Origin of the sequence: Hymenobacter saemangeumensis, assembly GCF_039541835.1 — a bacterium.
GTDB lineage: Bacteria > Bacteroidota > Bacteroidia > Cytophagales > Hymenobacteraceae > Hymenobacter > Hymenobacter saemangeumensis.
Genome location: NZ_BAABGZ010000016.1, coordinates 37,588 through 49,294, shown reverse-complemented (window position 1 = coordinate 49,294; position 11,707 = coordinate 37,588). Strand labels below are relative to the sequence as shown.

Sequence of the window (11,707 nt, the reverse complement as noted above, 5' to 3'; positions counted from 1 at the left end):
GCTTACACACCTTGTTATTACAGCACCTGTTTCCCGCAGTGTTCGCAGTGTTCATTCAAATTGAATGAACAACACTGCGAGCAATGCGCATTTTTGAATGAGTCCACTGCGGGAATATAGAAGAAGCGATGTTGCGCATATCCTATAAGTAACTGGCAAAACCAAAAAGGTATAAGGCGTAGCCCCGGCAACCTCACCCCTGGCCCAGGTTCGCTTCATGCGCGAAGCCGGCAGAGTGGGGTGCCCATTCCGACACTCACATCTGGCTCCCCCTCTCCGCCAGACTCTGTGCATCAAGCAGGCTCGAGGTCGGGGCTGCGGTTGCCGGGGCTGGATGCACCACTACTTTTGGCCGCTTTCTTAGCACTAGCTTACCTGATTAGCTTGCAGACCCGCAACAAAAAACTCCCCGCCCCATTGCCCGTTTGGGCGCTGAGGCGGGGAGCTCTATGTAACAGGCTATGCCTGTATCAGGCTTAGCGGAGCTTCACCAGGCGCTGGGTCTGGGTACCGGTTGCACTCTGCACTTTTACCAGGTACACGCCAGCGGGCAGGCCGTTGATGTCCAGCTCGTGGGTCTGGCCGGCGGGCAGCGCCAGGGTGCGCACCTGCTTGCCAGCCAGGCCAAATATCTGTACCTGGCACATACCATCCGGCAGCTGGGCCAGGCTCAGCGTTACGGTAGAAGTAGCCGGATTGGGGTAAAGCAGCACCTTCGCTGCTGCCAGCTCACCAGGCAGCGCTACTGAGCGTACCGGCGATACCGAGGTCTGGCCATCGGTATCCACCTGCTGCAGGCGGTAGTACACGTTGGCGCTGCCCAGACGGGCAATGCTCGGGTCGGTGAAGGTGTAGGCCTTGGGCTGGTTGCTGGTGCCCTGACCGGCCACCTGGCCCACGGCCACAAACTCCTGCCCGTTGAGGGAGCGCTCCACCCGGAAATGGTCGTTGTTCTTTTCCGAAGCCGTATTCCAGGTCAGTACGGCGGCGCCGTTCTTGAGCGTGGCGTCAAAGGCTGTCAGTACCACGGGCAGCGGGCCCGTGTAGTTCACGGTGCGGTTGCCTACCACTTGGGTACAACCCGTGGTGGGGTTGGTGCCAATCACAGCAAAAGTGGTGCTGTTGGAGGTAGTGGAGATAGGGCCAGTGGGCAGCTCCACGGTGGTACCCGTACCCGGCTTGGCCGGCCCTATGTTCACGTTCGGTGTCACGTTGGTTTGTACAAGCTGGTAGTTCACCCCAAATTGTGAAGCATCTACCAGGATGTTGGTACCATAGTATGCGGCGCGGTACTCCGTAATGGTGGGGTTAAGCGCATTGATGGTACGGGTAAGCGGCAGCGGGTTCACCGTCAGGTTCGCGGTGCCTGCCGTAGCCGAGCACTCAATTGCGCCCAGGGAGAAGGCATTTATGCGCAGCGGATAGCTGCCGGCCGTCGTGTACACGGCGTTCGTGGTAAAGCTCAGGCTGCTGGTGCCCGTGCCGATGCCCAGCTTCGACGAGGCCAGGTTGGCGCCGGTGGTGGCGTTCTGCAGGGTGTAGATTACACCAGGCTCCACGTTGGCCACGGTGATGGTGGCCGTGTTGCCGGCGCAGATGGCGCTGGTGCTCAGCGTCCGGTTCTGGAACGTGACGCAGCCTACAGGTACCTGGTTAGAGAAAATGCTCTCGGTCCGGCTGGGGGCGGTGGCCGTGGCCGTCAGGATGCCGCCGGCATAGAGAGCGGGGTAAGGCGTGCTGCTCAGCCCGCTCAGCGTCCAGCTGATGGGCGTGGTGCTCGACGTAGTGGTGGTGGTCACGGTCAGGGGCGTTACCCCGTCGGCCGCCGTGAGGGGCGAGCCGTCGATGTACACCGTAATAACCGTGCCGATGGGCGTGTTCACCGGCACCGTCCCGGTAACGGAGGTATTGCCTTCCGTGTAGGCATTCGTAATGGTGGGCACAAAGCTGGTGCGCGGCGCCACGTTTACCACGTTGGAAGGGGCGCTGGCACTGTAGTCGACCGGCGTCACGGTGGCCCGCACGCTGCTGTTGCTGGCCAGAGCCGGCACGCTCAGCGTCCAGCTGCCATCGGCCAGCACGGTAGCGGTGGCGCTAAGCGTAGTGGCCGTTCCAGTGGCATTCAGCCCGGTGAAGATGGTGACGGTAATAACCGAGCCGGGGGCTTCTACCGAAGTGCCGGTCACGGTGGTAGCGCCCGGGTACAGCGGGTCGTTCACGATGGGCGGCACCACGGTGCGGTTGTTCACTACGGTCCGCGTAACGGCGGCCGACATGCAGGAGCTGCTGCCACCGCTCGATACGCTGGCCTGGAAGCTCAGCACCCGGCCCAGGGTGAGCGTGGGCAGGCTGGCGCCCGAGAAGGTAAAGGAAGTACCCACGGCGGCCACCTGGCTGAAGGGGCTGCCATCGACCGAGAGCAGCACCGTGGCGCCGCTCACCGTAGCACCGGTGATGCTGGTGGTGGTGGTCGTGATGGGGGACGTGCTTACCGTGGGCACGGGTGCCGTGGTGGTGGTGCCGGCGCACACCTGCGTGCCCGCCGATTCGCAGGTGCCACCCGGTACGACCACCGACACCATGTAAACGCCGCCGAAGGCGTTCTGCTGGCCTGAGTTACACTGCCCGATGTTGCCGCCCGGGCTGGTGAACTGGTAGTAGCTGCTACCAGCGGGAGCAGTAGTGCCGTTCGGGGCCGGGTGAATGGCCTGCACGGGGTTGAACATCACGTTGGAAGTGGGGTCCTGGGGAGAGCCGGCCAGGGCGCCGGCGCCGTTACGGGCCGGTACCAGGGTGCCGTTGGGGAAGCGTAGGTACACGTAGGAGTTGGTGGGCGCGAAGCCCCCGATGTTCTTGTCCGTAAAGCAGATGGGAGCTGCTGGTGCCGGGGTAGAGCAAGCGCTCTGGCCGGCAATAGACGCCTGGCAGGCCGTAGAAGTGGCCGACAGCGACTTGCCCGTGGCCAGGGCCGTGGCCGTAATCAGGGCGCCGGACGGCATGGCCGCCACGGTCAGCGACCAGGTGCCGCCGCTTTGTACCGTGGTGGTGGGCGACTGCGCCACCCCGTTGACAAACACCGTGATGACGGTGCCCACGGACTCGGTAGAGGAGCCGCTGACGGTGGTGGCCCCGCGCAGCACCGGGCAGTTCACGGTCGGCGTCGCGGTGCGGGCCGGAATGGTGGTACCGGGGGGCAGGGAGCCACCCGAGGTGGGGGTAGTGCCGCCAATCAGGTTGATAAAGCCGGTATCGGAGTTGGGCACGTTGTCCAGGCCGCTGATATCGGAGATGTTCTGGTACTTGGTTACGCTGTGGGGAGCAATGATGGTGTTGGCCACCATGCGCAGCGGGGTGCTGAGCGAAAAGGGTGTGGCCGTGCCGCTGGTACCGAAGTAGGTGCGCGAGCCAAACTCCGCCTGAATGACGGACAGGGGGATGTAGAAGTCGTAGAACACATCCAGGGTGCCATCGTTGTTGGTAAAGGCAATGGCTTTTTGGGCGTAGCTGTTGTAGGGCAGCTCCACCATGCTGCCGTCGGGGCCGCCGCCGGGCACCAGGCCGGGGTCGGAGGGGTTGGCCGTGCCGTCGATGTTGTAGAGGCGCACGCCGAAGTTACTGGCCAGCAGCACTTCCATCTCAAAGCCGGGGTTGCCCACCACCGCGTTGGGGTCGGCATCGGGCCCACTGAAGCCAAACTTGCCGTCGGTATCGATGGCAATGCTGTAGCCTTTGGAGTTGGGCGCCGCGCCGCCCAGGCGGAAGCGGAACATGAAGTTGTTGTTGGCGTCGACGTAAAAGCCTACCGAGTGGCCACCGTTGGGGAAGGCATAGTCGGCGAAGTCGGTGAACTTGAAGTTGGGACCCACGCGCAGGTCCGACATCGGCTCGCGGGGCGAGATAACCTGCGGCAGGTAGCGGTAAGGCAGTTCGCTGGCCGTACCCAGGTCAGTAGTTGAAAAGCCGGCTGAAGAAGCCGAAACGTAGCCGTCGCCGTTGGGGTCCAGCACCGCCGCCCCGGGCGTGCCCGCCGTGGCCGCCTTGAAAATAAGGCCAGACGTAGGCGTCTGTGCCTGCGCTACAAACAGGTTGAAGCCACTTAGCAGCAATACCAGGCACAGGATATTCAACAGCTTACATTGTCGGGATGATGGGGTAAAAACAGTCATAACTGCAGAGAATAAAGATGAGAGAGAGTAGAAACAAGCACAAATTTCCCGATTTTCCACAGCCCAGACTAAGGCGAATCGGCGAGTCAGGGTTTTCCGACGGTGAAACCGGTATTTCGACCCATGAGCCAGGCGGTCTTCCAGTCCGGCTATTCCCATTTTTTCGGCTGGCCGCTGGCCATTGCCCAAAGCAGGGTAAGCATCGCTAGCTTTGCAGGGATGGCTTCATCTCACCCAAGTTGAACACCTTAGATATGCGCTCCCTTCTGCTTGCCCTTTTGCTCACCACTGGGCTGCTGGCTGAGACGGCCTGGGCGCAGGTGCCGGCCTCCGCTCCGGCTACCGACAGCCTGCGGCGCCTGCTGGCCACCGCCCCGGCCGACACCAACCGGCTCAACATTCTGCTGCAGCTTTGCTCGCAGGCCCCACCGGAAATGGACGTGCAGCCTTACGCCCGCGAAGGACTGCAGCTGGCCCAGCGCCTGCGCAGCCGCGAAAAGGAGCTCACCTTCCTCTCGGTGCTCAACCTGGCCAACTACCGGCGGCAGGACTATCCCGCCGCCGCGCGCTATGCGCAGGAGCTTATGCGCAAGGCCCTGCAGCCTCCGGCCGAGCCCCTGTTTGCGGCGCAGGCCCTCACCAACCTGGGCAACATCGCCGGGGCCGAAGGGAACTACGCCGAAGCCCGGCGTTACTTCTGGCAGGGCGTGCGCCTGGCCGAGTCGGCGCCGCCCACGCCCCGCCGCCTGCGCATCCTGGCCTATGGCTACTCCAACCTCACAGGCGGCTACTCATTTCAGCTGCAGGAATCCAGCACCCGGCCCGATTCGCTTATTGAGCGCATGCGCTACTGCATCCGCCAGAACATCCGCCTGGCCAAGGAGCTGCGCGCCACCGGTGACGAACGGTCTTACCGGGGCCACCTGGCCAATGCCTGGGATGCCCTGGCCGACCTGGCCGACCTCAACCACCGCCTCGACTCGGCGCTTTACTACAAGCGCTTGGCCCTGAAAAGCTTCCGTGAGCTAGGCGACGCCCGTCTGGTGATGACCCGGCAGCAGCACCTGGCCAACCTGGAGCTGAGCGCCGGCAACGCCGCCACGGCCGCCGCCCTGGCCCGGGAGTCGAAGCAAGCGGCCCACGCCATGGGCAGCCCCGTGGATGAGGCCTATGCCGCCGAAACCCTGGCCCAGGCCCTCGACGCCCAGGGCCGCAGCCACGAAGCCTTCCAGACACTGCGCCGCTCCTACGCCCTGCGCGATACCGCGCTGGGCGCCGAAAAGCGGGCGGCCCTGGCCCAGCTGCAGGTCAGCTTCGAAACCGAGCGCAAGGAAGCCCGCATCCGCGAGCTTACCCAGCAGCAAAAGCTGCGTCAGGTTGAGGCCGAGCGCCAGCAGCAGCGCCTCTGGACGCTGGCCGCCGTGCTGGGCGTGGTGGGCCTGGCTCTGGCCGTGGCCGGGGTGCTGTACTGGCGCCTGCGCCGCAGCCGGGCCCAGCTGGCGGCCCTGGCCGCTTCCAAGGACCGCCTCTACGCCCTGGTGGCGCACGACCTGCGCGGCCCCGTGCAGGCCCTCGACGGCCTGGGCAACATGATAGCCTACTACCTGCGCCGGGCCGACCTGGCCGCGCTCACCCAGCTGCCGCCGCTGGTGTCGCAGGCCGTCACCAGCGTGAATCAGCTGCTCGACAACCTGCTGCACTGGGCCGCCAGCCAGACCGGCGAGCTCAGCTTTCAGCCCTCGCCCCAGCCCCTGGCCCTGCTATTGAACGAGTGCGCCTCGCTGTGGAGCACCACGGCCCTGGCCAACCAGGTGGAGCTGCGCGTGGCCCCCGTGGCCGAAGACGCCACCCTCTGGGCCGACCCGCAGATGCTGCGCACCGTGCTGCGCAACCTCGTCGGCAACGCCTTAAAGTTTACGCCTACCGGCGGCACGGTGCTGCTCGCCGCCGAGCCCGCCGGGGATGACGGCCAGTACCTGCGCATTACCGACTCCGGCCCCGGCATCAGCCCCGACGACATTGCCACGCTGCTGGGCCCTGAAAATGGCAAAAAGCGACTGCGGCGCCCCGGCGTGCGCGGCGAACAGGGCACCGGGCTGGGCCTGCGCCTATGCCAGCTGTTTATGCGCCGGCACGGCGGCAAGCTGGAGCTGCTCAGCCAGCCGGGCTCGGGCACCACGGCCCAGCTGTGGTTTCCGGCCCCGCGCTAACAAAGGCCCGGTCTTGGTTGTTAGCCGTTAATTTATTTCTTTGCTTAACGGCAGCCACCCTGTTGCTTTTCCTTATGTCTACTGCCCTGCCTTCGCCACCTCCTTCCCAAGCCGATGCCTCCCAGGCCCTGCGGGTGCTGGTGGTAGAAGACGAGCCGCTCTATGCCCTGCAGCTGCGCATCTGCCTCGATGAGCTGGGCTATCTGGCCCTGGGCCCGGCCTCGGATGCTTCCCAGGCCCTGGCCCTGTTTACCAGCTCCTCCCCCGACCTGGTGCTGCTCGACATCGGCCTGCACGGCGAGGTAGACGGCATCAGCCTGGCCGGCTTGTTGCGGGCCCAGCGGCCCGACCTGCCCATTCTCTTCATCACGGCCTTTTCGGACCGCGCCACCTTTGAGCGCGCCAAGGCCCTGGGGCCACTCGCCTACGTCAACAAGCCCTTCACGGTAACTGCCGTGCAGTACGCCATCGAGCTGGCCGTGCAGCAGATGGGGGCCGGCACCAGCAGCGCCGCCAGCGAGGCCGGCAGCCGCGCCGACTGGACCGCCGCCCGCCCGCCCGTGGCCAAAGCCGCCTGGCCGGAAGATGTGCTGGTGCGCGATGCCTTCTTCGTCAAAAACCGCGACCGCCTGCTCAAGATTGAGCGAGCCAACGTGCAAACCATCGAGGCCTCCGGCGACTACTCCCTGCTGCGCACCGTCAACGCCGGGCAGTTTCTGCTCAGCCTCTCCCTCACCCGCCTGGAGGAAAAGCTGCTCGGCACCAGCTTCCTGCGCGTACACCGCTCCTGGCTGGTGAACATGGACCTGGTGGATGAGGTGCTGCTGCACGAAAACGCCATCCGCCTGGGCACCCTGCACGTGCCCGTGAGCACCGCCTTCCGCCCCGAGCTGCTGCGCCGCCTGCCCCTGCTGAGCTAGGCTGCTCCTGCCTTAATTCAACTTATTTTCCCTTGAAGTCGCTGCTCATTTAAGCAAGCGAGGGCGTGCTACAACGGCGGCTCTCATTAGCGGTTGAGGGCAAAGAACCTGCCGTGGTCGTATTTAAAATAAACGCCATTGCACCGCACGTAGTGAGGGGGTGTGCCGCCAAGCGGCACGGCGTGCTGCGGGCGGACCAGTACCCCGAATTTTACGCGGACCACCAGCGTATCCCCGGATGCATTACTGGAAAGTACCCGCGTTTGGTACGCCGAACTCAGCGAGGAAATCCGGAGTTCGCCCGGGGTAGAGCTGCATGTCAAAATCAGTCCCCGGACGGCTGCGTTTGTCCAACCCCACGCAACCGGGCAGCACCAACAGCATAAGAACGGGCAGGAGTTTTCGCGGAGCAACGGAATTGGACATGTGCGAAGGTATTAGGTTCAGCGAAACGGTCGTGCCTTAAACTTAAGCCCGTTCAAAGTAAAGAGCGTAACTATGTGCTTTCACGCTCTTGCTATGAAAGGTTTGTTTGCACTGGGTCTGGGGCTGTTGTCCGTGTGCTTGCTGAGCGGTTGCCTAGCAGTTCGGGAAACCAAGCGGTGGGACTTTGTGCAGCTCAATGAACGGGGCACGCGACCCTTCATCGATATTACAGTGGAGCGCCCCGGATTTTATATGCCCGTGCCGCCGGTGCTTTGGGAGGTCCGCACGGACAAGCACTACCGCCTTCGCCTGGATATCAACACCGGAAAAGACGTAAGGTATGACCGGCTGGACTCAGTGGCTTACCGTCTATGGGGAGCTGCTCCGCAGGTGCTGGCGGCCGGAACCTTTCCCGTGGCCAACGGGGCGTTTGGCCGCCCCCGTCACCTCCTCGCCGCAGAGTTTCCCAACGTTCACCTTGTCCGGGGCCAGAGCCCGGCACGGATTCTCCTGCCCCATTCCAAGCAGGCCCTGAAAGGGACATTTATGTTTTATTTAACCGATACCGCTCGCAGTGCTCAGGTCATTCGTTTGGATTCGGTCACGATGCGCTACCGCAAGCGGCGATTTGGCAGTTTTCTGTGAAAACACGCTGTCTAAGACAGGCTAAAGGTGTACAGTCAAACGGTCACAAGGTAAACGCGGCAATTCAGTTTAAGGAAAATCTTATCGGGCTGTTAGCTATGGGAAAGGCCTGTGCGGTGTAAGTCTTAGGGGCTTCCCTAGAACTACCCCACATCACCCCTTCCTTAAAACTTATACCGCATCTGGGCCTTCACCTCGCTGCGGAGGGAGCCGGTGATTTCTTCCAGCCCCGAGCCGATTACATTCTGGTGGCGGTAGCGGGTTTCGGCGTAGCGCAGCCAGAGCGTGAGGTGGCGGCCCAGGCGCACTTCGGCAATGGCGTAGGCGCGGGTGCCCTGCCCGTACAGGGCCGGCACCGATACGGCCAGCAGAATATCCTGCTCGTACACGTACTGCCGGCTGTCGTAGTCGTCGGCGTCGAACAAGGCATAGCGGCCGGTCAGCTTCAGGTAGCGGCTGAGCTGGTAGCTCACGTCCTGGGCCAGCACGTAGCCGCGCCGCCAGGGCTGGGGCTCGTCGTCGCGCAGCTGGCTGGCCTGCACGCGGGTGCGCAGCTCCAGCTGGGGCGTGGGGTTGGTGTTGTAGTACACCAGCAGGCTGCGGCGCTGCTGCGGCGTGGGCAGCGGCATGGGCCGCACGCTGCCGTTGGGGTCGCGGAAGTCGCGGTCTTTGGTACGCTGGCGCAGCTGCACGTACAGGATGCTGCCTCGGTTAGGCGTGAAGCTCAGGCGCAGCAGGGCGTCGTGGCCGGCGCTGGGTGCCCCCACGCGGTAGCGCAGCCAGGGAAAGCGAAACTGGTCGTAGTAAGCCGCCACTTCCCAGCGCGGCACGGGGCGCACCTTCAGGCCCAGGTACACCCCGGTTTCGTTGATGCTGCGCGTGTTTTCGGCAAAGGCATTGCCGTAGATGCTGTGAAAGTCGGCGTCGTAGTGCCGCATCAGCACGGCGGCGTCGACGGTGGGGCCCAGGCTGGCCAGCACTCCATTCACCGTGCCCAGGCCGCCGCTGCTGCTGCGGGCCGTTTCGCCAAACAGCAGCAGGTTGCGCCACACGTAGCTGTAGTGCAGGCCCAGCGCCAGGTTGTCGCGCCCGCTGAACTCAAAGCGGTTGTAGGGCTCGGGGCGCTTGAGCAGCGGCGTATCGAAGTGGGTGGCCAGGCCCGTGAAGCCCAGGGCCAGGTTGCCGCTGCGGCTGGTGTAGCCCAGGTTGCCGCCAGCCACGGTTTCCTGCAGCTGCTGGCGGTTGGCCAGCTCCGACGGCGTGCGGTGGAAGCCGGTGAGCTGCAGGCCCGTGAAAAACTCGTCGAACTGCGCCAGCGAGTCCTGGGTTTGCTGCAGGTTGGCATCTACCTTTTTGTAGGACACAAAGGCCGTGGCCTGCACCCGGGGCGTCAGCTGGTAGGTAGCCGCGCCGCCCCGGAAAAAGGAATTTTCCAGCAGCGAAGAGTAGGCCCGCACGCCCACCGAGCTGCGGCGCAGGGTGGTAATGGTTTCGGCGCCCTTGCCCACGCCCAGGCCCGACGACAGCAGCAGCCCCTGCCCAAACTGCAGCTGGTAGTCGCCCAGGGCCAGGGTCTTCAGCTTGCCCCGTTCGTAGAGCACGAAGTGGGCCGACACGTAGTCGGCCCCGTACTGTCCGTTCGACGGCCGCCAGCGCAGCTCTTCCCCGGCGTCTTTTTCGGCCACCAAGCCCAGGCTGAAGTCCTTGGTATGACTGACGCGGTAGCGCAGCACCATTTTGTCGGGCGAGCCCAGGTAGCGCGTGGTAAGCCTGCCCTGGTAGAGGGTGGGCGGCGTGTAGCCCTTGCGCTGCTGCAGCACCCGCTCGTAGCGCAGGTAAAAGGCATTGTTTTCCTCGTGGGCAATGCGCTGCCAGAGGCCGCCGCGCGTGGCGTTGGGGTCGGTGGTGATGACGGCCACGAAGGGCAGCACCCGGTGGATAAGGCGCAGGTCGAAGCCTTCGATGCTTTGCAGCTCGTACACGCTCAGCAGGTCGCCGTGGGCTTCGCGGTGCCGCAGCAGCTGGCTTATCTGGTTTTCGGACAGCAGCAGCAGCGAGCGCAGCTCCTCACGGGTAGCGGTGTTCAGGTTCACCGGCGTCTGGTAGTACTGCAGCAGGGTTTCGTACAGGTCCTCGTACGGCACCTGGTCCGACTCAATCTCGGCAAACAGCTCCTGGGTGAGGCGGTCCAGGTCGGGCGGGCGGCGCACGTAGTCCTGGGCATGAGCACAGGGAGCAGTTAACAGGGAGCAGTTAACCGTTAAAAAAAGCAGGCTCCACAGGCTGCGCTTGAAAGCGGGGCTAACCTTAGCCTGCCTGCTTACTCCTTTTGTAATCCGGAACAGGGACTTGCTCATTGCTAACCGCTCACTGTTCACTGTTCACTGTTCACTTTACCCCAGGTCTTCACCACGCTCAGGTGGTGGCTGAAGCCCAGGGCCTGCTGATACGCGGCGGCATAGTCCAGCTGAAAGCTGCTGGCCGTGAGCCCCAGCCCGGCCGTTACTTGCTCGGTAAGGGAAGCCAGGCCGATGCGGGCAGCCAGCAGGGCCACGGGCCGGTACTCCAGGCCCGCCTTGAAGTTGGCGTCGCGCTCCACGTCCTTTTCGGTTTCGGCCAGCAGCAGCACCTGGGTGGTGGGTCGGTACGCCAGCCCGGCCTTCAGCACAGTGGGCACCCGCTCGTTCTGGTAAGAAGCCAGCCGGGCCTGGTTGAGGTTGTAGAGAGCGGCGCCGAAGGCCAGGCGGCCGGGCACGACCTCCACGTGGCCGCCCAGTGAGCCCAGCACCACCCGCCGGCTGCCCAGGCCTTCAATGCTCACCTGCAGCACATCGAGGCGCCCGCCCAGGCTGATAAGCCCCAGGCGGTAGCCGTAGCCGGCGCCCAGACGGGTTTCGTTGTACAGGCGCCCGCCGAAACGCTGGGCTTCCAGGCCCACCACACCGTTCTTGGCCCGGCCGGGCTGCGTAGCCGTGGCGCCGGGCACTATGGGCCCTACTGGCAGGGCCACGGCCAACGCCGCTACGTTCAGGGCGGGGCTGAGGTAGCGGTTTTCGGCGTAGAAGCCCACGGTGAGCGCATTCACCTCGCCCAGGCCTGCAACGTTGTTGCCCATGGCCCATACCTCCCCGCTCAGCGCTACCGAGGCATTGCTGAGCGCCGCCGCCCGCGCCCCGCGCACGCCGGGCCCGTTGCCCTGGGCGCGGGCGGGGTCGACAAGGCCAACAACAGCAAAAAGCAGTAAGGGTAGATATGCTTGCATAGCCGGAAGGTAGGCAGTATGAAATATTCCATTGCTACCAGCGTCGAAATTATTTGTCGCTCCCGGTAGTTGCTTTGC

At 64.1% G+C, this 11,707-nt stretch carries 7 protein-coding genes; 3 read left to right on the top strand and 4 right to left on the bottom strand.

Translation table 11 applies throughout. The features are described from left to right. Positions 1-476: 476 nt before the first annotated feature. Positions 477-4,127, bottom strand: a complete 3,651-nt coding sequence (locus ABD919_RS08135) for a T9SS type A sorting domain-containing protein (protein WP_345235492.1) — start codon at positions 4,125-4,127, stop codon at positions 477-479. 293 nt (positions 4,128-4,420) lie between these two features. On the opposite strand from ABD919_RS08135, the gene ABD919_RS08130 reads away from it, so the two are divergent. Together ABD919_RS08130 and ABD919_RS08125 are read left to right on the top strand one after the other, a co-directional pair. Continuing rightward, entirely contained in the window at positions 4,421-6,376 is a 1,956-nt protein-coding gene (locus ABD919_RS08130; protein ID WP_345235491.1) for a sensor histidine kinase, read from the top strand. 74 nt (positions 6,377-6,450) lie between these two features. Next, a complete protein-coding gene (locus ABD919_RS08125; RefSeq protein ID WP_345235490.1) occupies positions 6,451-7,296 on the top strand; it encodes a LytR/AlgR family response regulator transcription factor in 846 nt (281 codons plus the stop codon). 243 nt (positions 7,297-7,539) lie between these two features. Here the strand turns inward: ABD919_RS08125 and ABD919_RS08120 are convergent, their stop codons facing one another. After that, the gene (locus ABD919_RS08120) at positions 7,540-7,722 is read right to left on the bottom strand and encodes a hypothetical protein (protein WP_345235489.1); all 183 of its coding nucleotides are present in this window, start codon (positions 7,720-7,722) and stop codon (positions 7,540-7,542) included. A 93-nt stretch (positions 7,723-7,815) separates the two neighbouring features. Between ABD919_RS08120 and ABD919_RS08115 the strand changes: the two genes are divergently transcribed. Then, a complete protein-coding gene (locus ABD919_RS08115; protein WP_345235488.1) occupies positions 7,816-8,367 on the top strand; it encodes a hypothetical protein in 552 nt (183 codons plus the stop codon). 164 nt (positions 8,368-8,531) lie between these two features. Here the strand turns inward: ABD919_RS08115 and ABD919_RS08110 are convergent, their stop codons facing one another. Further along, positions 8,532-10,577, bottom strand: coding sequence for a helix-hairpin-helix domain-containing protein (locus ABD919_RS08110; protein ID WP_345235487.1), 2,046 nt, complete (start codon positions 10,575-10,577; stop codon positions 8,532-8,534). A 164-nt stretch (positions 10,578-10,741) separates the two neighbouring features. Next, positions 10,742-11,629, bottom strand: coding sequence for a hypothetical protein (locus ABD919_RS08105; protein ID WP_345235486.1), 888 nt, complete (start codon positions 11,627-11,629; stop codon positions 10,742-10,744). Positions 11,630-11,707: the final 78 nt, after the last annotated feature.

What these genes read in the sequence shown, in the direction of transcription:
- ABD919_RS08105 (WP_345235486.1), bottom strand. Translation starts at nt 11,629, where the DNA reads ATGCAAGCATATCTACCCTTACTGCTTTTTGCTGTTGTTGGCCTTGTC.
- ABD919_RS08125 (WP_345235490.1), top strand. Translation starts at nt 6,451, where the DNA reads ATGTCTACTGCCCTGCCTTCGCCACCTCCTTCCCAAGCCGATGCCTCC.
- ABD919_RS08120 (WP_345235489.1), bottom strand. Translation starts at nt 7,722, where the DNA reads ATGTCCAATTCCGTTGCTCCGCGAAAACTCCTGCCCGTTCTTATGCTG.
- ABD919_RS08130 (WP_345235491.1), top strand. Translation starts at nt 4,421, where the DNA reads ATGCGCTCCCTTCTGCTTGCCCTTTTGCTCACCACTGGGCTGCTGGCT.
- ABD919_RS08115 (WP_345235488.1), top strand. Translation starts at nt 7,816, where the DNA reads ATGAAAGGTTTGTTTGCACTGGGTCTGGGGCTGTTGTCCGTGTGCTTG.